The sequence below is a fragment of the Streptomyces sp. NPDC091287 genome (assembly GCF_044768525.1).
Taxonomy (GTDB): Bacteria; Actinomycetota; Actinomycetes; order Streptomycetales; family Streptomycetaceae; genus Streptomyces.
The window spans coordinates 166,584-189,379 of record NZ_JBIVUV010000003.1; the positions used below are offsets into that span (position 1 = coordinate 166,584).

The 22,796-nt window shown below is 71.4% G+C and carries 14 protein-coding genes; 9 read left to right on the top strand and 5 right to left on the bottom strand.

Features of this window, described 5'->3' with window-relative positions:
• The first annotated feature begins 24 nt into the window (after positions 1 to 24).
• The 4 genes from ACIQRW_RS05530 to ACIQRW_RS05545 are packed head-to-tail and all read left to right on the top strand — an operon-like array spanning position 25 to position 9,325.
• Entirely contained in the window at positions 25 to 3,000 is a 2,976-nt protein-coding gene (locus ACIQRW_RS05530) for a DEAD/DEAH box helicase (RefSeq protein WP_403754773.1), read from the top strand.
• Positions 3,000 to 7,112 (top strand): Eco57I restriction-modification methylase domain-containing protein, encoded by a 4,113-nt coding sequence (locus ACIQRW_RS05535; protein ID WP_403754776.1) that lies wholly within the window; start codon positions 3,000 to 3,002, stop codon positions 7,110 to 7,112. The genes ACIQRW_RS05530 and ACIQRW_RS05535 overlap by 1 nt, the downstream gene beginning before the upstream one ends.
• 25 nt (positions 7,113 to 7,137) lie before the next feature.
• A complete protein-coding gene (locus ACIQRW_RS05540) occupies positions 7,138 to 7,635 on the top strand; it encodes a hypothetical protein (protein WP_403754779.1) in 498 nt (165 codons plus the stop codon).
• 43 nt (positions 7,636 to 7,678) lie between these two features.
• A complete protein-coding gene (locus ACIQRW_RS05545; RefSeq protein WP_403754782.1) occupies positions 7,679 to 9,325 on the top strand; it encodes a hypothetical protein in 1,647 nt (548 codons plus the stop codon).
• A 54-nt stretch (positions 9,326 to 9,379) separates the two neighbouring features.
• Here the strand turns inward: ACIQRW_RS05545 and ACIQRW_RS05550 are convergent, their stop codons facing one another.
• Positions 9,380 to 9,571, bottom strand: a complete 192-nt coding sequence (locus tag ACIQRW_RS05550; protein ID WP_103531368.1) for a DUF397 domain-containing protein — start codon at positions 9,569 to 9,571, stop codon at positions 9,380 to 9,382.
• Complete coding sequence (locus tag ACIQRW_RS05555) at positions 9,568 to 10,452, bottom strand: Scr1 family TA system antitoxin-like transcriptional regulator (protein ID WP_403754785.1); 885 nt, start codon at positions 10,450 to 10,452, stop codon at positions 9,568 to 9,570. The genes ACIQRW_RS05550 and ACIQRW_RS05555 overlap by 4 nt, the downstream gene beginning before the upstream one ends.
• A gap of 171 nt (positions 10,453 to 10,623) precedes the next feature.
• On the opposite strand from ACIQRW_RS05555, the gene ACIQRW_RS05560 reads away from it, so the two are divergent.
• The 5 genes from ACIQRW_RS05560 to ACIQRW_RS05580 all read left to right on the top strand — a co-directional run bounded on the left by ACIQRW_RS05560 (position 10,624) and on the right by ACIQRW_RS05580 (position 16,536).
• On the top strand, positions 10,624 to 11,166 hold the full coding sequence (locus tag ACIQRW_RS05560; protein ID WP_403754788.1) for an ATP-binding protein: 543 nt from the start codon (positions 10,624 to 10,626) through the stop codon (positions 11,164 to 11,166).
• Positions 11,167 to 11,229: 63 nt separating this feature from the next.
• The gene (locus ACIQRW_RS05565; protein WP_403754790.1) at positions 11,230 to 13,068 is read left to right on the top strand and encodes a hypothetical protein; all 1,839 of its coding nucleotides are present in this window, start codon (positions 11,230 to 11,232) and stop codon (positions 13,066 to 13,068) included.
• Positions 13,065 to 13,349: a hypothetical protein gene (locus ACIQRW_RS05570; protein ID WP_403754793.1), complete on the top strand. Its 285-nt coding sequence runs from the start codon at positions 13,065 to 13,067 to the stop codon at positions 13,347 to 13,349. The genes ACIQRW_RS05565 and ACIQRW_RS05570 overlap by 4 nt, the downstream gene beginning before the upstream one ends.
• Positions 13,346 to 13,963: a nucleotide exchange factor GrpE gene (locus ACIQRW_RS05575; protein WP_403754796.1), complete on the top strand. Its 618-nt coding sequence runs from the start codon at positions 13,346 to 13,348 to the stop codon at positions 13,961 to 13,963. The genes ACIQRW_RS05570 and ACIQRW_RS05575 overlap by 4 nt, the downstream gene beginning before the upstream one ends.
• Positions 13,964 to 14,034: 71 nt before the next feature.
• Complete coding sequence (locus ACIQRW_RS05580) at positions 14,035 to 16,536, top strand: Hsp70 family protein (protein WP_403754799.1); 2,502 nt, start codon at positions 14,035 to 14,037, stop codon at positions 16,534 to 16,536.
• A 36-nt stretch (positions 16,537 to 16,572) separates the two neighbouring features.
• Here the strand turns inward: ACIQRW_RS05580 and ACIQRW_RS05585 are convergent, their stop codons facing one another.
• Genes ACIQRW_RS05585 through ACIQRW_RS05595 form a run of 3 tightly spaced genes read right to left on the bottom strand, consistent with a single transcriptional unit; the run spans position 16,573 to position 22,765 of the window.
• Positions 16,573 to 17,712, bottom strand: coding sequence for a hypothetical protein (locus tag ACIQRW_RS05585; RefSeq protein WP_403754802.1), 1,140 nt, complete (start codon positions 17,710 to 17,712; stop codon positions 16,573 to 16,575).
• A 23-nt stretch (positions 17,713 to 17,735) separates the two neighbouring features.
• On the bottom strand, positions 17,736 to 19,619 hold the full coding sequence (gene drmB, locus ACIQRW_RS05590) for a DrmB family protein (protein ID WP_403754805.1): 1,884 nt from the start codon (positions 19,617 to 19,619) through the stop codon (positions 17,736 to 17,738).
• The gene (locus tag ACIQRW_RS05595; protein WP_403754808.1) at positions 19,616 to 22,765 is read right to left on the bottom strand and encodes a helicase-related protein; all 3,150 of its coding nucleotides are present in this window, start codon (positions 22,763 to 22,765) and stop codon (positions 19,616 to 19,618) included. Before ACIQRW_RS05595 ends, drmB begins: the two co-directional genes overlap by 4 nt.
• Positions 22,766 to 22,796: the final 31 nt, after the last annotated feature.

Below are 22,796 nucleotides of genomic sequence, written 5' to 3' on the forward strand. Positions count from 1 at the left end.
CCATCCACAGGAACTGAGACAATCATGAGCCTCACGTACACAGCCGGCTCCCTGGTGGCCGCCCGTGGCCGGGAATGGGTGGTGCTGCCCGAGAGCGCCGCCGACATGCTGGTGCTGCGCCCCCTGGGCGGGAGCGAGGACGACATCGCGGCCGTCTTCCCGGCCTTCGAGGAGGTGCGTCCGGCGGAGTTCGCGGCGCCGAGCCCGTCCGATGTCGGCGACCAGAGGTCCGCCGGTCTGCTGCGGACGGCGCTGCGCATCGGGTTCCGTTCCGGCGCGGGCCCGTTCCGCTCGCTGGCCTCGATCGCCGTGGAGCCCCGGGCCTACCAGCTGGTCCCGTTGCTGATGGCGCTGCGGCAGCGGACCGTACGGCTGCTGATCTCGGACGACGTCGGCATCGGCAAGACGATCGAGGCCGGGCTGATCGCCAAGGAGTTGCTCGCGCAGGGCGAGGCGACCCGGCTGACGGTGCTGTGCTCCCCCTCGCTGGCCGAGCAGTGGCAGTCCGAACTGCGGGAGAAGTTCGGCATCGAGGCCGAACTGGTCCTGGCCTCCACGGTGTCCCGCCTGGAGCGCGGTCTGGATCTCGGCCAGTCCCTGTTCGACAAGCACCCGTACACGATCATCTCGACGGACTTCATCAAGTCGACCCGGCACCGCGAGGACTTCGTACGCCACTGTCCCGACCTGGTGATCGTCGACGAGGCCCACTCCTGTGTGACCGCCGACGACGCCGGGCAGGGGGCGGCGTCCGGTACGAACCAGCTCCGTCACGAACTGCTGCGCAAGGTCTCCGCGGACCCGGACCGGCATCTGCTGCTGCTGACCGCCACTCCGCACTCGGGCAAGGAGTCGGCGTTCCGCAACCTGCTCGGCCTGGTGCGGCCCGAACTCGCCTCTCTGGACCTGGAGTCCCCGGCCGGCCGGGCGAGGCTCGCCGAGCATTTCGTGGCCCGTAAGCGCGCCGACGTCCGCGAGTACCTCACGAAGGAGGACGGTCTCGCCGACGACTCCCTGGTCCAGCGGACGGCCTTCCCGTCCGACCGCTGGACGAAGGACGAACCGTACAAACTCAACCCCGAATACCGGGCGTTGCTCGACGACGCCATCGCCTACGCCCGGGACCGTGTCGCCGCCGCGGGCGAGCAGGGCAGGCGTGAGGCCCGGATCGCCTGGTGGTCGGTGATCGCGCTGCTGCGCTCGATGGTGTCCTCGCCCGCCGCCGCCGCGCAGACCCTGAAGACCCGCTCCGAGTCCGCGACCGCCCGCACCGCGCAGGAGGCGGACGCGCTGGGCTCCCCGGTGGCCGCCGACTCCGCCGACAACGACCGGCTCGAAGGCATGGACGTGGCGCCGGGGGCCGCCGAGTCGGAGGAGGCGGGCGCCCGGCTGCTCGAACTGTCCGAGCGGGCCGCCGAGCTCGTCGGCCCGGCCGGCGACGCGAAGCTGAAGGCGCTCACCCGCCACCTGAAGGGCCTCATCGCCGACGGCTACAGCCCGATCGTCTTCTGCCGCTACATCCCCACCGCCGAGTACCTCGCCACGCAGTTGGAGGGCAAGCTCGGCCGGCGGACGAAGATCGCCGCGGTGACCGGGACGCTCTCCCCGCAGCAGCGCCTGGAGCGCATCGAGCAGCTCGCCGCCGAATCGGCCGGGGATGCCGGGGCCGGCGGGGCGGCCCCCGATCCGGCCGCCCGCCGGGTCCTGATCGCCACCGACTGCCTGTCCGAGGGAGTCAACCTCCAGCACCACTTCGACGCCGTCGTCCACTACGACCTGGCGTGGAACCCCACCCGGCACGACCAGCGCGAGGGCCGTGTCGACCGCTACGGGCAGAAGCGCGACCAGGTCCGTGTCATCACGATGTTCGGCGAGGACAACGGCATCGACGGCAAGGTCCTGGAGGTGCTGTTCATGAAGCACCGGCAGATCATGAAGGACCTCGGCATCTCCGTGTCGGTCCCCGACGAGACCGCCTCGGGTGTCACCGACGCGGTGGTGGAGTGGCTGCTGCTGCACGGGCGGCAGGGCAGTCAGGAGAGCCTGTTCGACCTGGAAGGGCACCAGGAGTCGCTGGACCGTATCGAGCGCGAGTGGAACTCCGCCGCCGAGCGGGAGAAGACGTCCCGTTCCAAGTACGCCCAGCGCGCGATCCACCCCGAGGAGGTGGCGCGCGAGGTCGCCGCCGTACGGGCCGCGCTCGGCGGCGCGGAGGAGGTCCGCGACTTCGCCGTGGAGGCGCTGCGCGACCTGGACGCGCTGGTACGGGACCCGGCGGACGGCACCGGCGACTTCACCGCCCAGGCCGGCGGCGCCCCGGCCGGGCTGCGGGACGCGCTCGCCGCGACGCTCGGCGGGCGGCTCGTCGAGGAGGACCGGCAGATCCCCTTCCGCACCACACCGGCGATCGGCCGCGGCGAGGCGGCCCTGGTCCGCACCGACCCGGCGATCGGCGCCATCGCCTCGTACGTCCTGGACTCGGCGCTCGACGCGAACACCCCCGGCCCCCGGCCGGCCCGCCGCTGCGGTGTGGTCACCACGGACGCGGTCACCGTCCGCACCACGCTCCTGCTGGTCCGCTACCGCTTCCACCTGACGCTCCCGTCCCGTACCGGCGAACGGCAGCTCGTCGCCGAGGACGCCCGCCTCCTCGCCTACGAGGGAATGCCGTCGCGCGCCCGCTGGCTCGACGACGACGCGACCGCCGCCCTGCTCGCGGCCCGCGCCACCGGCAACACCCACGAGCAGCTGGTCCGCAACCAGATCGCCCGGGACCTGGGCGCGCTGCCGGACCTGGCCGGGCACCTCACCGAGTACGGCACCCGTCTGGCCGCCGAGCTCGACGCCTCGCACCGCCGGGTCCGCAAGGCGAACGAGGAGATCGTCCGCGGTCTCAAGGTCGTCCCGCAGGAGCCCGCCGACGTCCTCGGCGTCTACGTCTACCTGCCGCAGCAGCCCGCCGCCGCGTCCGCTTCTACCGTGTCCGGAGCCGAAGCCTGATGTCCGCCGCCACCCGCACCGCCCTGGCCTTCACCTCGATCAGCACGGTCGGCGGTCTGCTCCCCGCCGACATGCTGCTGCGCGTCGCCGAGGCACGGAACCTGCCGGGCACCCGGCCCGCCGACTACGGCCTGCCCGCCTCCGTACCCGTGCGCGACGAGGCCGAGCGCGCCTGGGAATACCTCAAGCCGCTCTGGCGCGAGCTGCGCGCCGCGCTGCCGTCGGACCCGAAGACCGGCGTGCCCGCCGCCGACCCGACGGGCCGGGCCGGCACCGACTGGCTCGCGCAGCTCTTCCGCAAGCTGGACTTCGGCGCGCTGACGGAGATCGGGGGGGCGGGCGTCCCCGCCGACTCCGACCCGGACAAGCGGTTCCGGATCTCGCACCGCCACGGCCCCGCGCTCGTCCACCAGGTGGCCTGGAACCAGGAGCTCGACAAGCGCCCGGCCCCCGGCCTAGTGCCGCCGCAGTCCCTGGTCCAGGACTGCCTCAACCGCACCGAGGCCCACCTGTGGGCGATCGTCACCAACGGCCGCCATCTGCGGCTGCTCCGCGACTCCTCGTCGTTCTCCACGGCGGCTTACGTCGAGTTCGACCTGGAAGCGTTGTTCGACGGTGAGCTGTTCAGCGAGTTCGTCCTGCTGTACAGCCTGCTGCACGCCTCCCGGTTCACGGTGGCGGAGGGCACGGCGGCTTCGGGGTGCTGGCTGGAGAAGTGGCGTGCCGAGGCCGTCACCTCCGGCACCCGCGCCCTGGACCAGTTGCGCCTGGGCGTGCAGAACGCCCTGACCGTCCTCGGCACCGGCTTCCTGCGCCACCCGGACAACGTCGCGCTGCGGGAGGAGACCGACCCCAAGGCGCTGCGGGACGCGCTACTCCGTCTCGTCTACCGGCTGCTGTTCGTCTTCGTCGCCGAGGACCGCGGAGCCCTGCTCGACGGGGAGCCCGACGACCCGCGACGCAAGGCGTACGAGCGGTACTTCTCCTCCGCCCGGCTGCGCGAGCGCGCCCGCCGCCGCCAGGGCACGGCCCACGGCGACCAGTACGAGGCGCTGCGCATCGTCCTCGACGCGCTGGGCGCCGAGGGCGGCCGTCCCGAGCTGGCGCTGCCCGGCTTGGGCGGCCTGTTCTCCCGTACCGACGCGGACAAGCCGCTGGACGGCCTGAAGCTGTCCAACGAGTCGCTGCTCGCCGCCGTCCGCCACCTCGCCCAGGTCCGCGACCCCGGCGCCCGCCGGTGGCGGCCGGTCGACTACCGCCACCTCGACGCCGAGGAACTGGGCTCGGTGTACGAGTCCCTGTTGGAGCTGGAGCCGAAGCACTCCGCCGCCGACCGCTCCTTCGAGCTGGTGGAGGTGGCGGGCAACACCCGCAAGACGACGGGCAGTTACTACACCCCGTCCTCACTCATCGAGTGCCTGCTGGACACCACCCTCACCCCGGTCATAGACGACGCCGTCAAGCGGGGCGAGCAGCGGGCCACGACGGCCGGCCGGACCAACCCGGCCGACGACATCGTCGCCGAGCTGCTGTCCCTGACGGTGTGCGACCCGGCCTGCGGCTCCGGCCACTTCCTCGTCGCCTCGGCCCGCCGCATCGCCAAGCGGGTCGCCTCGGTCCGCGAGCACAACCCCGAGCCGACGGCCGGCGCGATGCGCCACGCCCTGCGCGAGGTCGTCTCCCGGTGCATCTACGGCGTCGACCTCAACCCGATGGCCGTGGAACTGGCCAAGGTGTCGCTGTGGCTGGAGGCCATGGAACCGGGCCGCGCGCTCGGGTTCCTCGACGCCCACGTGAAGCGCGGCAACGGCCTGATCGGCACAACACCGAAGCTGCTCGGGGAGGGCGTTCCCGACGACGCGTTCAAGCCGATCGAGGGCGACGACCGGAAGTACGCCTCGGCGCTGGTCAAGCGCAACAAGGCCCAGCGGGGCGGCCAGGACGAGCTTCTGTTCGACACGGAGACCCTGCCGAGCAACGAGCGGTACGCGGTGGAGCTGGCCCGCATCACGCTGGCCGCCTCCGACCGCCTGGAGGACGTGCGGGCGCAGGAGTCCGCGTACCGGGCGTACACGGAGTCGACGGCGTACGTCCACGACCTCCACGCCGCCGACGCGTGGTGCGCGGCGTTCGTCTGGCCGAAGTACGCGGGCGCGCCGGAGGCCCCGACGGACCAGGTGTTCCGGGCGCTGCGGAACCGGGACCAGTCGGCGGTGCCGGACGAGACCCACAAGGAGATCCTGGAGCTGCGGGACCGCTACCGCTTCTTCCACTGGCACCTGGAGTTCCCGGAGGTGTTCGCCGTCCCGGAGTCGGGGGCGGGCGTGCAGCCGGGGACGGGGTGGGCCGGGGGGTTCGACGCGGTGGTGGGGAACCCGCCGTGGGAGCGGGTGAAGCTGGAGGAGCAGGAGTTCTTCGCCCAGCGCTCGCCCGCGATCGCCGAGGCCAAGAACGCCGCTGCCCGGAAGCGTCTGATCTCTGATCTGCGCAAGGACCCGGACCGCGAACAGTTGTACGCCGAGTTCGAGGCCGCCAAACGCCGCGCAGAAGGCGAGAGCCACTTTCTTCGCGTAAGCGATCGTTTTCCGCTGACCGGCCGTGGCGACATCAATACTTACGCGGTCTTCGCGGAGTCGGACCGCATGCTGACGGGGCCACTCGGACGGACCGGCGTAATCGTTCCGACCGGAATCGCGACGGACGCGACGACGCAGTTCTTCTTCAAGGATCTCGTCGAAAACAAGTCGCTGGCAGCTCTTTTTGACTTCGAGAACGCAACGCCTCTCTTTCCGGGTGTCCATCGGTCATTCAAGTTCTGCATTCTCTCCTTGGCGGGTTCCGGCCTTCCTGAACACACCGCTCGCTTCGGTTTCTACCTTCACGACCCGGCCGAACTGGCCGACCCGATGAAGGCCTTCGCGCTCGCACCAGAAGAGATCACACTGCTCAACCCGAATACCGGCACATGCCCAGTGTTCCGCTCTCGTCGGGATGCGGAGATCACCCTCGGAATCTACCGTCGCGTACCCGTCCTGATCGAGGAGGCCAAGGGCCCCGCTGGAAACCCGTGGAACATCTCTTTCATGACGATGTTCCACATGTCCAACGACTCCTACCTCTTCCGCCCCGATGCCCAGAACGGCGAGACCTTTGAGGACCTGCTGAGTGATGGCTGGAAGCTGAACGGCAACGTCCTGGAGCGCGGCAACAAACGTCTACTTCCCCTCTCCGAAGCCAAGATGCTCCACCACTACGACCACCGGTGGGCCACCTACGCAGACGACAGCGACATCCACGACCTCACGCTTCCCGAGAAGCAGAATCAGAGTGCCATAGTCCTGCCCCGCTACTGGGTTCCGGAGCACGACGTTTCCAACGGAAGGACCGACAAGCAGGGCGTGGAAATAAGGGACCCAGGTGTCGCTTCCCGCCTCGCCGCCAAAGGGTGGACCCATGATTGGCTGCTCGGCTGGCGAGACATCTGCCGTGCCACTGACGAGCGGACTGCGATCGTCGGGATCTTGCCTCGCACTGGAGTCGGCAACAACCTTCCCGTGTCAACGTTTACCGGCGCCACGCCTGCCGCGATCGCCGCCCTGGCCTCATGTGCGTCGTCATTCGCCTTCGACTTCACCACGCGCTTCAAGGTCGGTGGCACTCATCTCAACTTCTTCATCACCCATCAGCTCCCCACACTCACACCGGAACAGCTCACCCCGCACATCCCCTTCGTCACCCCACGCATCACCGAACTCTCCTACACCGCAGTCGACATGACCTCTTTCGCTCGCGATCTCGGCGACACCGGCGCCCCCTTCCACTGGGAGCCAGACCGTCGCGCCGTCGTCCGTGCCGAGTTGGACGCCCTGTTCTTCCACCTCTACGGCATCTCCCGCGACGACGCGTCCTACATCCTTGACACCTTCCCCATCGTGAAACGCAAGGACGAGGCGGCCCACGGCGAGTACCGCACCAAGAACCTCATCCTCGCCGAGTACGACCGCATGGCCGCCGCCGGCCTGACGCTGGAGAACCCGCTCACCGAGGGCGAGTCCGGCAGCTACCGCTCCACCCTCACCCCGCCCCCCGGCCACGGCCCCCGCCACGCCTGATCCCGCACGAGGAGCTGAGCACTCCGTGGTACGCCTCAACCAGACCAGCAACCCGCGCACATCCGTCGTCCTGTCGGCCGGCGCGGACTGGCGTACGCGGGCCGCCGGGCAGCGTCGGGTCAGCGGGGCCGAGTTCCCGATGCCCCGGCGACCGGCGGCGAGGCTCAAGGCGTTGCAGCAGTGCCTCGGGGTGATTCGTACGGCGATCAACACCAAGCACTGGGCGCAGGCGCGCCACGGGCTCAGCCGGGCCCGGGCTCTCGTCAACGCCCTGCCCGCCGACCTGACCGCCAAGGAGCGCGAACAGCTGTCGGTGCTCCGGAAGAGGTTCGAGGCGCGGGGCACCACGGCCGCCAAGAACAGCGCGGCGATGAAGAAGGCCACACGCAAGCCCGCAGCCAAGAAGGCCACACCCAAAAAGAAGACCGCACCCAAGAAAGACGCGCCGCGACCCGCGCCCGACCTCGGTGACCGGCTCCTCAACCGTGCCTCACTCGGCTACGGTCCCGCCGGCGACGCCTGACGCGCGCCACCTCACGTCGCACATCTCTGAGAAAGGACCATCTATGGAGCCACGCGGATACCGCATGGTCGTGTCGACCGAATCGGACTACGTGGACACCTGCGCGATAGCCGAGCGGGAGTTAGTCGAATGGCTCAAGTCCAAGCGGTACGACCCGTCCGGGCTTGACGACGGACGGACCGAGCTCGCCGCCCACGCGACCCTCGACCGCGACTCCGAGTCCGGCAGGAACGGCGCCCACAGCCGGTGGCGCATGCGAGAGACGCGCGACGCCACTTCCGGCACCTGGCAGTCGACGCTCGTCGTGCGCTCCGGGCTCCCCGAGGACAAGGGCCGCACCTGGGTGCAGGTCGACATCGAGCACCAGCCCGCCCGGGCCGACGAGTTCCCCACCCGCGCCAACACCCCGGGCATCGCCCGGTCCCTCCTCGATGCGCTCGAAGCGCGTGACGGTCAGGCCGACGTCACCACCTCGCCGGCCTTCATCGAAGCCGACGAGGTCGATGACCTGGTCGAAGAACTCTGCGACGCCAACCGCCGCATGCCGGTCGTCATCGCCACCGTGCCGTACAACGAGAACCCGGACAACTGGTCGCGCTCGGTCGTGGAACCGCTGTTCCGCAATCTGCACGGGCTGGCGGTGCTGTACATCCTCACGCCGGCGGCGCAGACGGCCTTCAACGCCGCCCTGGAGTACCACCCCGTGTTCGGCGGGGGCGTCCGCACCTACCTGCCGAGCCTCGATCCGGCCTGGAAGCCGGACTCCCAGCGGCATCCCGTGATGTCCCGCCGGACGATCGACGCCGACGTCCGCCGGGCTGCCTCCATCCTCGCGGTCCTCCCGCAACGACTGTCCTCGCGCCACCTGCTGCCTCCCGCCCTGCTGAGCGTCTCGCTTCAGCGGATGCGCCTTCGACCGAGCCCGGCCGGCACAGACGTCGCCCAGCTCCGGAGCGAGAACACCGCGTTGGTCTCCCTCCTGGGCGAGGCGGAACAGGCGGAGGCGCTGCGCGCCAAGGAGATCAATGATCTCTTCGTGGAGCTCGGGAACGCCGAGCGGGGAAGCGACGAGCTGCGGGGTGAGAACGAGGAGCTGTACGACAAGTTCCAGGAGTCCCAGCGGCTCATCCGGTTCCTGCGCGAACGTCTGGAAGAGGCCGGACAGTTCGCGACGGCCTACGGCCCGGTCGACGCCCCGGCCATCACCTATCCGGAGACCTTCGCCGATCTGCTCGACCGGCTGAAGGAGCTTCCCTTCCTCACATTCACGGGCCACGCCAAGACCACCCGAGGGCTCGACAGCCAGTCGGTGGACAACTGGCTGTCCGTAGCCTGGGACGGCCTCCTGGCCCTCAACCGCTTCGCTCAGACCTCGGCCGACGGCAAAGCCGCCGGTGACTTCCTGAGCTGGTGCAAGTCCGAGGCGTCCGGCGACTACCCGTTCCCGGCGGCCAAGGTGGCCATGCGAGAGTCCGACCAGGTCGCCAACAACGGCAAACTGCGCAGCGAGCGCATGCTTCCCGTGCCCAAAACGGTCGACCCGAACGGCAAGGTCTTCATGCAGGCCCACCTGAAGATCGGCGGAGGCAACACCGTCGCCCCCCGCCTCCACTTCTACGAGGACGGGCCCCGGTCGGGGAAGGTCTACGTCGGCTACCTGGGACCGCACCTGCGCAACACGCTCACCTGAGGCACAGGCAGTGCGCCGCTGTAGGTGCAAGGCCCACAGCGGCACACCGGTCGGTCAGTCCCCCGCGACGAACCGCACGAAGGGTGCCCACTCCGCGCGCCCCACCTCGAAGGCCGGACGGGCCAGGTCCTTCGAGTCCCTTACGTGAACGGCCTGTTCGGCCATCGCGATCTCCACGCAGCTGTCGCCCTGGGTACCGCTGTAGCTGGACTTGAACCAGGCGAGTCCCGTCGTGCCGCTGCTCATAGCTCTCCTCGCAATCGCTTCAGCAGGCCCCGGGATTCCTTGGGGTTCAGAGCCTGCGAGCGCAGTGTTTCACAGCGCTGACAGAGCAGACGCACCTCTTTCAGGTCGGTGATGAGCCGACCGTTCTGCTGCCCTTCGGAGTAGCCGAGCCGCCGCCCCTCCGGAGTCTCCAAAAGCTGCACCGGCCCGTCCAGGCACGCATGGAACTCCAGCTCCATCGGCACCACTTGTAGCGTCACGTTGCGCGGCTCTGTCAGCTCAAGCACGTGGTCCAACATGCCCGCATGCACCTGCGCCCCACCTAGCCTGCGCCGGAACACCGACTCCTCCACGATGAAGCTGAACGGTACGGTCGGCCGCTCCCGCAGCATGCTCTGCCGCTCCATCCGTGCGACCAACTGCGTCTCGGTCTGCCCGTCCGTGAGCAGCGGGATACCGTTGTCGAAAACCGCCCGCGCGTACCCCTCCGACTGCAACAGCCCCGGCACCAGCCGACACTCGTACGTGGTCAGGCTCACCGCCTCCCGCTCCAGCCGGGCCCAGCGCCGGAACCAGGCAGCGAAGCCGACCTCGCCACGGCTGAGGTGAGGGGCGGCCCGCCGCAGCGCGCCGGTGTTGCCGAGGGCCGCCTCCGCACGTTCGACGAAGTCCTGGTCCGGCATGCGGCGGCCCAGCTCGACGGACTCCACCGTGTGCTTGGAGAACCGGACGAGGCCGGCCAGCTCCGCACGGCTGATCCCGGTGTGTTCGCGTAACCCCTGGACGACCGCGCCGAACGTCCGCAGACTGTCCGACGGGTGGGGTTCCCGCTCCCAATCCCCCGCCGGTGCCGTCCGGGCTTCGACGTCCCCGGCCGTCGCCTCCTCGTCGGAGATGCTCATCCGCCGCCCCTTTCCTCGTCCCGGGTCCGCGTCGGTCACCGCGTCGCCCGTTGCCACGACTCAGCGTGACGGATCAGCCCCCGTACCGTCCACTCCCCGTGCTCGTACGCTGACTCCGCGTACGGGGTTGAATGCTCGCCCCCGGTCGTGCACGGGCGTCACGCTGGCCGCATGAACCGACCCGTTCCCCAACTGGACCCGCCCGCGTGCGGCTTCACGCAGCTCCTGTCGTCCACGCGCCGCGGGGCCCGGCTCGCCCGGCTGCTCACCGTCTCGGCGCTGTACTCCTGGGACGCACCGCCGGATCTCACGGAGCGTGCCGGGCTGGTCGTGGCGGAGCTGGCCGCCAACGCCGTGGTCCACGGATACGTGCAGGGCCGCGACTTCCGGCTCACGCTCGCCTTCGACCCGGTGGCAGGCGTGCTCCGCACGGAGGTCACCGACGCCCGGGGGGACCGGTTTCCCTTCCTGCCCCTGCTCCCGGCCCCGGGCGAGGACGGGGCGCCGTCTGGTCTGCTCCCCACCTCCGGGTACGGGCTCGCTCTCGTCGCCGCGCTCGCCGAGAGCTGGGAGACGGTCCCGTATCCACCCAGCGGCAAGACCGTCCGAGCCCTGTTGACGTCTCCGGCCCGGAGACACCGCCCGGACCGGCCGAACACGTCACCTCAAGGCGACTTCACGCCAAGATCCATGACCTCGTATCAGTCGCGTTGACGCCGCCAACACGCCTCCATACGGTTGCCTTCGGTACATGGGGGATCAAGGGGGCGGCAGCGCGTGCTGATGGAGGAGACCGGTGGAACCAGCCGTGCCATCTCGGCGGACTCCTTGCTGGACGCCGCCGAGCAGGCGTTCCTGCGCGCCGAGTTCGACGTCGTACGACCGCTTCTGCAGCGGCTCCGCACCGAGTTCGGGGCACCTGACGCCTTCCCGGCCGCCGTGCGGTACGACGCTCTCCTCGGCGCACTGGCCGGACGGGCGGGCAACTGGCCCGAAGCGGTCCGGCGGTGTCCGGACGAACCTGCGAGGGCCAAGACCGGGGTCGTGCACTCGCTCGCCGTCAGCGCACTCCGTGAGCTGGCGCGCGAGGGGCGGCACACCGATACCGGTGTCGCGGCCATCGTGGTCGTGCTGTGGGCGTACCTCCTGCACGAGGAGGACCGGGGCGACTTCCGTGCGCTGCTCACCGAACGGCGGGGCGCAACCGTGCCCGACGCACTGTGGGAGCAGGGCCTCGGGCAGCTGCGCGGGCGCGTCGCTGACCTGTTGCACGCCTTGGACGTACGGGCCGGGCGGGACGTCCTCTCCGCCTGGAGCACGGCCTGGGAGGCCGAGTGCAAGGACGATACGGTCATCTTCGCCGACGTTCCCACGGACGCCGGACCGCATGCCCTGATCTCTCTCGAAGAAGCCGCCTGGTATCTCGTCGACTACCGCCGGGGCACGGACTTCCTCGCCGCCTATGGGGCCCGCCACCCGGAGGCCGACGGGTGGCCGGCCGCTGTGCCCGGCCATGACGCGCTCACCGCTCCGCTGGCCCGGGCGATCGCGAACCGCGGGAGGGAACTGGTGCTGGCCGGCGAGTGGAGCGAGGCGCTCGCCGAACTCGACGCGGCGGTATGGCTCGGGCACACGCTCGTGGCAGACGAGCGGGCTGCCGTCCGTGAGGCGGGGAAGAACATCGGCCGGAGCCGGACCGGGCACGGCGACTCCCCCGCCGTACGGATCGCCGGTCTCGAACAGGCCCACCGTCTGCTGCCCGGGGACGCCACGCTGGCCGCCGAACTCACCGCCGTACTCGTGGCTGAGGGCCAGAGGAGAGCCTTCTCCGACCCGGCCCGAAGCCGGAGCCGCTTCGTGCGTGCCCTGGAGGTGACAGCCGGGGACCCGGGCGCCCGCGCGGGCCTCGACCGCCACCTGAGGGCGGACCTGCTCAAGATCCTCGACGGTACGTACACGGGGGGCGAGCTGTCCGTCGATGAGGTCCTGGACCTGCTCGCGCGGCAACCGGACTGCTCGGAGGCGCAGTCGTGGCTGGGCGACCACTACCGGGACCAGGCGGTGGCCGCCGCCGCTCGCGGGTGCAGGGACGAGGCGCTGAGCGCCGTCCGCGAGAGCCTCCGGTACGGCGAGCCGCCCTGGTCGCACGGCGGGCCGGGGGTGGACGAGCTGCTCTCGGATCTTCTGGTCGTCGCGGCCCGGCGCTCCGACTCCGGCACCCGCGCCGACCTGGAACGCCGCGTCGAACTGCTGCACACGGCCTCGGCGGTCACACCCCAGCACCCGGACTTCTTCGGTGAGGACCTCGAAACGGCTCTCCTCGACCTCGCCGAGCACCTGGAGACCACCGGCACCCCGACCGACGTCATCGAACTGTTCCTGCGGGACCGGATGCCCATCGGAGTCAGCGCCCGCTTCGACCAGATCGTGGAAGCCGCCTATCGGGACCGTGCCCGCACCCGCGAGCGTGCGGGCGATCCCGGCGGGGCGCTGCGCGATCACGCCTGCGCGAAGCGGGTCGGCGCCGGGCTGCCTGCCCAGGGTTTCCTCTTCGGCCCCGGCCCCGCTCCCCGTAGGCCCCGGCGGGCCCCCGACGAACAGGACACCCTCTTTTGACCACCGGCAGACCCTCCCCGAAGGCCACGGACAGCAGCCCGCTCGCACTCCCCTGGTTCGGTCCCACACTCCATGAGCTGGTGCCCGGCACGCCGCCTGGAAGCACACCCCTGATCCTGCGCAGACAAGCCGGCCGCGCGGTGACCTCCGGCCGACAGGACCCGGACCGGCGCGAACTGGTCCGCCGGGCCGATCGGAACTCCCACACCCCCGTGGCCGCGCTCGTCGCCGAGATGCTCACCCCGCCCCTGCCCCGTCACCACACCGAGGAGCGCCCGTGACCGGCCCCGGTCCCACCGCCCCCGCCGACGGCCCGCCGTCCGAGCTCGACAAGCTGCGGCGCAGGGTCGCAGCCCTGTCCGCCAAGCGCGACGAGGCCGAGGCCCGGCTGCACACCCTGCTGGGCTCGCTGCTGCCGCTGGACGACCTGCTGGCCGACACCCGCCGGCGGGCCGACGCCCTGCACACGGCACGCACCGCCCGCGAGACGGCGTCGGCCGCCCTGGCGCTCGGGGAACAGATCGAGGCGGCCCATCTGATGCTGCGCGGCGAGTTCGCCCGCAACGACGTCAGCCCGATGGACGTCGTGGGCAGGCCGGCCGACCCAGCCGAGATGCGCGTCATCGGCACGGAACCGCATCCGACCCGGCCGGACGGGACCGTACTTCACGAGAAGGTCACCGGCTTCCGGCTCGGCTCCGCCACCCTGCGGCCCGCTCAGGTCGTCGTCTCGGTGCCGGGGCCCGCACCGGACCCCGCGCCCACGCCCGTACCGGAACCGGCTTCCGTATCCCCGGCCGGGGGCGGGCGGGCCCAGCCCCGGCGTACCACGCGGTCCCAGCGGCGCCTGCCCCGCAAGCCGTCGGCCCCACACCGCCGCTCCCGCCGCGGCTGACCCGTAAGCCGTCCGCCCTCCCGCCTCCGACCTCCGCCTTCGCCTCACACGACGATCAGGAAGCACCCAGCATGCACCGGACACTCGGCATCGACCTCGGCACCACCAACTCCGTCACGGCCTGGATGCGTGACGGTGTGCCGGTCGTCCTGCCCAACCGCGACGGAGGCCAGTCCACTCCGTCGGCCGTCGGCACCGACGCCACCGGCGCTCTGCTCGTCGGGCAGGAGGCGCTCTACTGGCGTTCGGGCGACCCCCGTGCCGTGATCACGGAGGTCAAGCGGCTGATCGGGCGGCGCTGGGACGACAAGCTCGTCAAGCAGGCGCTGGCGTCGCGGCCCCAGGACGCCCCGCCCGTCCGGGAGGGCTCCGACGGGTCGGTGGAGATCCGGCTCGGCGCGCACTACCTCTCCCCCGTCCAGGTCTCCGCGATTCTGCTCCGCCGGCTGAGGAAGGACGCCGAGGACGCGGCCGGAGTGGCGTTCCGGCGCGCGGTGATCACCGTGCCCGCGTACTTCGCCGAGCCGCAGTTCGACGCGGTGCGCGAAGCGGGGCGGCTCGCCGGATTCCACGTGTCGCGGATCGTGCAGGAACCGACCGCCGCCGCACACGCCTTCGGCGTCCGGCCGGGCGAGAACGGCCTCAAGGACTACGCCACCGTGCTCGTCTTCGACCTGGGCGGCGGAACCTTCGACGTGTCGCTCCTGATGCTCGCCCCCGGCTACTTCTCGGTGGCCAAGCTGAGCGGGGACAACCTCCTCGGGGGCGCCGACTTCGACGCGCTGCTCGACCGTCACCTGCGGGAACAGTTGGGTGCACGCGATCACGACGGCGAAGGCGACGCCTTCCGCATCCGGAACGCGGCCGAACGTGCGAAGGTCGAACTGTCCGCGCAGGACGTCTCCGACGCGGTCCTCTCCCCGCTCGGACGCCAGGGCGGCTCCTGGTCCGGAGCGGTGCGTCGCGCCGACTTCGAGGAGCTTCTCGCCGAACACCTGGCACGGATGCGGAAGACGGTCGAGACCATGCTGAAGGAGTACAGCGCGACTCCCGAGGACGTCCAACGCGTGCTCCTGGTCGGCGGTTCCACGTACATTCCCGCCGTCCGACGCGGCCTCCAGGAGCAGTTCGGCGAGGAGAAGGTGTCGGACGCGGTCGACCCCATGACGGCCGTCGCCCACGGCGCGGCGGTGGAGGCGGGACTCCTCGACACCCTCGACTGCCCGTCCCGGAGCTGTGGCGCCGAGCGCATCCCCGTGGGCTCCGACGCGTGCCCGGACTGTGCAACCACCCTGCTCGGCCCGGCCACGGTCGACTGCCCGGGCTGTCACGTACCCGCCGCCGAACTCACCTCCGCCTGCCCGGTGTGCGCCACCGACCTGTCCGGGCTGCGCGCGGCCGCCCCCGCCGCCGTCCTCAGCGAGTGCCGGGAGTGCGGCCGTGACGACAACCCGGCCACCGCCGCCGTCTGCCTCGACTGCGACGCCCAGCTCGACACGGGCGGGCTGAAGTGCCCCGGCTGCTCCATGGTCAACGCCCCCGGCCTCAGCGCCTGCTCGTTCTGCGACGGCGACTTCGGCACCGCCCTCCCCCAGCAGATCACGGCCCAGGACATCGGCATCCAACTGGCCGACCACACCATGGAGGTCCTCTTCCCCGGAGGCACCCCGTACCCGACCCCCTGGCAGCGGATCGACCACCTCATGGTCCGTGGCGCCCACGGCAGCTCGGTGTCGTTCACCCTCTGGGAAGGGCCTCATATGAGGTCCGCCGAGCGCAACGAGTTCTGCGGGAGCTACCTCGACGAGGACCCGGACGGTCTCCGCGGCGATGTGCCGCTCGCCCTGGAAGTGCGGATCGACGCCGACCGGACCATCGGCCTGCGGTACCGCATCGGCTCCGGAGACCTGCGCAGCGCCCGCCTCCAGCGCCGTACGGTCTCCGCCGTCGGCCGAAGGGCCGCCACGCTCCGGAACGAGTACGCCGAGTTCCTGAAGACCTGGGAGCATGCGCTCACCCACGCCGAACGCGACGCGCTCGGCGAGATCTCGGCCGACCTCGCGGCCCTCGGCCGAGGCGAGACCGTGGGCCGTTCCATCGACGGGCTGCTGGACTCCGCCCGCGAGACCCTGGAGCTGTGCCGGCAGGCCCGCAGCGCCGAAGTCGGCGCCGGGATCTTCTCCGAGGGCGGACGGGGACTGCTGCCGTCGCAGCTCCTGAAGGATCTGCGACGTGGGGCCGAGGCCGTCAGGGACGCACGTGAGGCGATGGACACCGACCTGATGCTGTCGAGCACGGAAGAGGTGGACGACCTCCTGACCGGGATCGACCCGGCGGTCCGTACCGCGCTCTACACCATCCGCCTCGCCGAACAGGGTGCCTACCCCGCCACCCTGCGCAAGGAGGTCATCGAGGCCCGGGACGGCCTGCGCGGTGCCGTGGGACGCGGCGACCAGGCCGCTCAGGACGCGCGGCTCGTGCTGCTCGGGCGGCTGGGCGCGCAGGGCCGGGGGCAGATGGTGGCAGGAGCCGGCCCCGGAGCCGAGGCGCTCGTTTTGCCGTCCCGGCGGTGAGGCAGCGGCGCCGGGACCTGCGCCGCTGGTCGGCCCTCAGGCCGTGGTGACGAGCCCGCCCAACTGCTCCAGGTGGCGGGGCGGCCGACCCCCCTGCCAGCCCAGGACGACCTCCTCGCGGGCGCGGGTGATCATGACGTAGTAGGTCATGCGGAGGGCGGCGGCCGTGGGGTCGCCCCCCGCGTCGGACTCGGCGTCGGGGATGAAGACGGCGTCGAAGTCCAGGCCCTTGGCGCTGGCCCGGTGGACCAGGACGACACCGGGGCGGGTGAGGTCGAGGTCCCGGTAGCGACCGGAGACAGCCTTCGAGCTGTACAACTGCGGCTCCTGGGCGAGCCCGGCGCGCTCCAGGCGTGCCATGAGGTCGGCCCCGGTGCGCGCGGAGGCGACGATCACGCCGATGCGGTGCCCGGGTCGCCGGGCGGCCAGGGTGACGATGTCGTCGACGACGGCCTGGGGGCCGGGGTACTGGCGGACGAGGGGGAGTTTTCCCCTGCGCCCGGGTGGCTCCGGGAGGGGGCCGCCGGTGCGGAAGTGTTCGGCCAGGGCGAAGATCTCACGGGTGTTGCGGTGGTTCCCGGCGACCTCGACGTGGCGTGTGGGACGGCCGAGGGCGGTGGTGATCTCGGCGAGCGTGGAGTGCGTCTCGGTGAGGCGCTGGCACTCGTCGGCGAAGACCGTGACCGTGGTGCCCAGGAGGCGGGCCAGTCGGTAGAAGTCGGGAGGCAGGTCCTGCCCCTCGTCGACGACGAGGTGTGGCGTGGCCGGATCGTCCTGCCCGAAGGTGTCGGCCGCCCGGTTGATGAGAGCCGGCCAGTCGAACCAGCCGTCGTCGGTGCTCCGGGCGTCCCGCCCGAAGTGACGCTGGACCCAGCTGTGGACGGTGGCCGCGACCGCGGGGGCGCCGGGGACGGTGAGGCCCTGAAGCGTGCCGTCCAGGAGCTGGCGGAGCAGGTTGGAACGCGACAGCAGGAGTGTCGGGCGGCCGGTGAGGGCCAGGTGGACCGTGCGGTGTGCGGCGAGCAGGCTCTTGCCGCTGCCGGGCGGCCCGCTCACCACGTGGTGGCCCGCCAGCGGCAGCGCGTCAAGGCAGTCGCGCTGGGCCTGGGTGAGGTCCGGATGGAGGACGGGGGCCGGGCCGGCGGCCATGGGCTTCGGCCCAGGGCCGTCGGTCACGGGCGTCGTCCCGCGGCCGGGGTTCACGGGCGTCCTCCCAGAGCCGTGGCGGCCGCGTACTCGCGGCTCGCGGTGAGGACGTCGGCGAAGTAGCCGGGTACGCGGGCCGAGCCGACGAGCAGGGCACGGTCCAGGAGGGTGTTCCCGGTCTGGCAGCTCGTCTCGGGCAGCAGGGTGCAGGCGTGGCAGGCGGCCCTGTTGAGGTTCCCGAATCCCTGGCCCGTGTGCTCCGCGCACAAGGGGTCGGCGGAGCACCAGGCCGCCGCTTCCAGCATCCGGATCAGCGTCTCCGAGAAGTGCGGCTTCTCGCCCTGCCGGACCAAGCCTCCCAGGGTGCCTTCGGCGTCGCCGGCGGCCGTGTAGACCAGCAGCCCCCGCTGGCCGTACTCGGGACGGCCGTAGACACGTTCGCGCAGGCTCGCGGTGGTGTATCCGGAGTCGAAGGAGAGCTGACGGATGAGCAGGTGGGCGAGCGTGTGCAGAAGAAGGAAGCGTGGGGAGAGCTCCTTCCCGACGGTCTCGGCGAGCTGTTCGTCGCGGAACGAGGCGTCGAGGTCCGCGCGGACCCCGTGCACATGGGCCCGGACACGGGGGTCGTTCTCCCAGTCGGTGAGGCGCTGCTCGCCGAGGGTGAGGACGATGCCCTCGCCGTACACCTCGGTCGCCGGCAGCCAGCGCAGCCGGGCGCCGGTGTCGGCGGGGACGAGCGTGCCGTTCACCGAGTGACGGCGGAATCCGGTGAGCGCGCGCACCTCGCGGAGGCGGTCGACGAGGACCACTCCGCCGATGTGGGCGTCGAGGGTGGACCAGGGCTCCTCGGTCTCGCCGTCGAGGCCGAGGCCACCGCGGCGTACGGCGAACTCCTCCGTGGCCTCGGGGAGCTGATCCGCGTCGAAGGCGTACCACTCGTCGCGGCTCAGGTCGAGCTTCGAGGGACCCGGTCGGGGGGCCGCCGACGCCGCCGGCGCGCCCGTCGCCTCGGCTGTCAGCTGGTCGATGAGGATGTCGGACGCCTCGGTGTCGCTCTTGATCATCGTGCGGAACACCTCTTCCCGGTCCGTGCCCAGCGCGCCGAGGAAGACGGTCCAGAGTCCGTGCCCGCGGACGGACTCCGCCGCGTCGCGTTCGGCGCGCGGGGGTTCGGCGGACCGCGGGATGTCGAGCGCCGAGTACACGACCGGGTAGTAGACGTTGCCGGCGGTGCGCTGGACGTTGTGGACCTGCTGGCCGCAGGTGGCCCGTTCGTCCCAGCGCTGCCAGGGGTTACGGCCGGAGCAACGGCCGGCCTGCGGCCCCAGGAGGTCGAGGAGGTCGCGCTCCGCGCCACAGGTGCGGCCGGTCGCTCCGATCGCTCCGCAGCTCACCGTGAGCGCTTCGAGGCCGGAGGCGCGGTCGGCGACGCGGAAGGCCAGCCGTCGGGCCTGCCACGCCCGTTGCCCCTCGGAGCACGCGGCCCGCTGTTCGGGGGTGAGGCCGGAGTGGGCCCAGTACCACCAGTCGATGTCGTCCAGGTGTCCGTCCGGGCAGATGCGGACGAAGCGCATCGGAGTGAGCCGGGGAGCGGCGGCGCACGACGCGCAGACGGGTGGCTCGCCGGGCTTCTCGTCCGCACGCAGGAAACGGACCATGGTCCGGCAGGCCCCGCAGAACAGCCAGCCGGGGAAGCGGACATAGGGGACGCCGGGGCGGTCGGCATCGTCGTACCGGTCGTTGAGGGTGTGGGGGGCCGCGAAGAAGCCGGTGACGCCGAGGCGGGTGGCGAGGCGCTCGGATGCCACGGCGGTCCTGGTCCCCGGCCAGCTTCCGATGCCGGCGGCCACGAAGGACTCGCCCTGGACGTCGAGTACGGCTCCGACGCCGAACGGCAGTACGGTCTGCGCCTGGCGGACCCGGAGTTTACGCTTCACTTTCCCGTTCCCGTCACGGTGATCTGGCACTCCCGGTCGACGCTGCGCATCGAGTTGAGGGTCTCCCACAGGCCGTAGCGCTGCTCGAACCCCTTGAGCAGGTTGTAGTGGCCCTTGCCCTGGCTTCGGTAGTAGAGGTCCTTGCCCTCCGCCCCGGCCAGCGCGGCCTGCCGGTACCAGTCGTCCAGCAGATAGCCGAGTTCGGTGCGGACGTCGGCACGCAGCGCGTCCGCGGCGCGTCCCGTGGCTCCGCTCCCGGCGATCGCCGCCCGTCCGGCGAGAGCGTCGGCGATGCTCTCGGCCTCCTTCCGGTGGCCGGTGATGTGTCCGGCCCGGTTCTCGGCGGCCAGACCCATCCGGTGGCGGACCAGGATGACGAGCGCGGCGTGCAGGGCCCGGCGGCGGGCCGGTACGGACCAGGGGGTGACGCTGGCGGGTTCGACGTACCGGTAGAGCGCCCGGTGGTAGTCGATGAAGGTCTCGTAGTGGGAACGGTCGCGCGGGCGGGTGGCGTTGAAGTAGGTGAGGACGAGTCCGGGCACGTGGTGGCGGCCCACGCGGCTGGTGGCCTGGATGTATTCGGCGGTGGTCTTGGGCTGGCCCTGCATGAGCATGTAGGCGAGCCGCTTCACGTCGACGCCCACGGAGAGCATGTTGGTGCACGGCAGGAAGGAGATGGCCTGGGGGTCCTTCCAGGGCTTCTCCAGCCGGTCGAGGAGGATCGGCTGATCGGCGCGGGCGACCGTGCTGTCCAGCTGCTGGACGTCACCGCTGCCGAGCGGGCGGACGCCCTCGCCCTCGTCGAGTGCGCGGAGCTGGGCGGGAATGTCGTCGCCCGCCGCGGTGACGGTCCTGCCGAGTTCCCTCAGGCTGTGGTGGTAGGCGACGAGCGTCCAGTAGTCGTCCCGGTGCTCTTCCGGCAGTTGGTGCACGCCTTGCAGCATGGCGGCCGTGGTGGCGACGGCCCCGCGGCCCGCGGTGTGGCCCTGCGCCATCACACCGAGGTAGAGGCGGCCCGGCCGGCCGGTGTCCGGAACGGCGAAGAAGCTGTCGTCGGCGTCGAGTCCGGGCGGTGGGAACAGCTGGACGTCCTGGTGGTGCAGCGCGCGGACCTGCTCTGCCGAGCGGCGGATGGTGGCCGTCGCGGCGACGATCTTCGGCGGGCGGCCGTCCGGCCCGGTGCACAGTTCGAGGATGGCCGCCTCGTACAGCCCCACGGTGGTGCCGAGCGGCCCGGTCAGCAGGTGCAGCTCGTCCTGGATGATCAGGGACGGGGGCGGATGGGGGGTGCCGGCGCCGAACAGCCGCCCGGAGAGGGGTTGCCAGGCGAGCTGGGCGAACTTGTCGACCGTTCCGAGGACGAAGGTGGGCGGCTGCTCGTACAGGTGCTGATCGACCACGGCGACGGGCAGGACGTCGTGGAACGCGCATGCGTCGCGGACGCAGTTGAAGGCGAAGGCGTCCGGGGCGGCCTTGATCCCGTAGTCGGAGCGGACGGTGGACCGGGTCGGCGGCAGAATGCGGGTGCCGCACCAGGGACAGCGATCGAGAATGAACACGTCCCCGGGGTGGCTGGCCTCACGCTGCTCGTCGAAGGCGGTCTCGGCCGTCTCGTAGCTGTTCGGCGTGGTGGTGTCGCCCACCCACAGGCCGACGGTGATCGGGTCGGCTCCGAGCCCCAGCTCCGGTTCGCGGCGGCGGAGGTACTCCAGCGCGCAGACCGTCGTCGCGGCCCGCTGGAACTGCTGGGTGGTCAGCAGGCTCAGGGTGTAGCGGCTGAGCACCGCGGTTCCGCTCCCCTCGCCCCTGATGCGTCGCAGTGCGACCGTGAAGGCGGCCAGCAGCAGGTACGCCTCCGTCTTGCCCCCGCCGGTCGGGAACCAGATCAGGTCCGTGGTCCCGCGGTCGCGGTGGGCGGGATCGGCGACACCGTCGAGCGAGAGGAGGAAGAACGCCAGCTGGAACGGTCGCCAGGTGGCCGTGGGGTCGACGGGCGGGTCGACCGCGACGGCTTCCGACCTGAGCCACCGGCGTCCTGCCTGGTCCGGGGCGGAGTGCCGCATCTGCAGCAGCATGGCGCGCTGGGCGATGCGGAAGGCGTCGAGAAGTTCGGGCCGGGCAGGGTCGCACAGGGTGCGCACCCCCGCCTCGATGCGGGTGACGGCCTGACGTACCCGGTCGAGAACCCGTTCCGCGGCCTCCTCGCCCCAGGGCGGGACGGTGACGGATCGCTGCCCCACGTACCAGGCGTGGTAGGTGGCTGCGAACTCGGCTAGTTCCTCGCGGAGTTGGTCCGTGTCCACAGCGGGATCGGCGAGGTGGCCGATCGTGAGGACCGGGGCGTCCAGAGGGCCCCCGGCGCGGACGGCCGGCACTTCGGCCAGGGGCAGGGCCTCGCAGGCCAGGAAGTCGATCCTGCCGTGTTCATCAGCCCGCTCGCGGACGGCGCAGCCATGTCCGACGGCATGGGTGACGACGTGCCGGTACTGAAGACGGAGCTCACGTTCCTCGGGATCACGGCTGGCCAGCCGGACACTGGGGTAGGGCAGCACGGACCTGCCGACCGTACGCACCGTGAGGCGGCACTGGAACAGCATGTCGTCCCAGCTCGGCGTCCTGCCGTCGGAGCCGTCGTGCCGCGCCCGGTTCACCAACGCCACGGTGATCAGTACCCCGTCGCCGTACGGGCGGTGGCGCAGGCGGAGCTCCGCGCGGCCGTCGAGAACAGCCACGGACTCCTGGTCCGGGCCGACGGTGTGCGTCTCCTCGGGGAGAGCCAGCCGACGCCAGCGGCGCCCGCGGCCAGGAGCGTTCCGCTGCGTCTCGTAGCGGGCGGCCGCACAGGTCACCTCGAGCTGTGCGGCGTCGGTGTAGAAGCTCAGCCCGAGGGACGCGGGCAGCCAGCTGTTGGTCTCGGGCACGGGATCACCGGCGGGGTTCGCGTCCGGTGAGTCCCGCTCGGTCCCCGGCGCCTCGGGATCGTCGGCCGCGTGGGCGAGCTGCCGCTGGAGGTCCGCCTGCTGCGGATAGAGCGTGCCCATGAGGTACTGCCGGTCGGGCGGCGCGTCGAGCACCTCGTCGGCCTCGCCGACGGGGCCGACGAGCTGGCGGGTGAGGTAGTCGACCAGCTCCTGGCGCGGGTCCATGTGCGGGCTCCTTCGGGTGCTTCGGGGGAAA

Excerpts from the sequence above, each read along its gene's own strand:
- ACIQRW_RS05550 (WP_103531368.1), bottom strand. The coding sequence starts at position 9,571 with ATGAGCAGCGGCACGACGGGACTCGCCTGGTTCAAGTCCAGCTACAGC.
- ACIQRW_RS05580 (WP_403754799.1), top strand. The coding sequence starts at position 14,035 with ATGCACCGGACACTCGGCATCGACCTCGGCACCACCAACTCCGTCACG.
- ACIQRW_RS05560 (WP_403754788.1), top strand. The coding sequence starts at position 10,624 with ATGAACCGACCCGTTCCCCAACTGGACCCGCCCGCGTGCGGCTTCACG.
- ACIQRW_RS05530 (WP_403754773.1), top strand. The coding sequence starts at position 25 with ATGAGCCTCACGTACACAGCCGGCTCCCTGGTGGCCGCCCGTGGCCGG.
- ACIQRW_RS05535 (WP_403754776.1), top strand. The coding sequence starts at position 3,000 with ATGTCCGCCGCCACCCGCACCGCCCTGGCCTTCACCTCGATCAGCACG.
- ACIQRW_RS05595 (WP_403754808.1), bottom strand. The coding sequence starts at position 22,765 with ATGGACCCGCGCCAGGAGCTGGTCGACTACCTCACCCGCCAGCTCGTC.
- ACIQRW_RS05555 (WP_403754785.1), bottom strand. The coding sequence starts at position 10,452 with ATGAGCATCTCCGACGAGGAGGCGACGGCCGGGGACGTCGAAGCCCGG.
- ACIQRW_RS05545 (WP_403754782.1), top strand. The coding sequence starts at position 7,679 with ATGGAGCCACGCGGATACCGCATGGTCGTGTCGACCGAATCGGACTAC.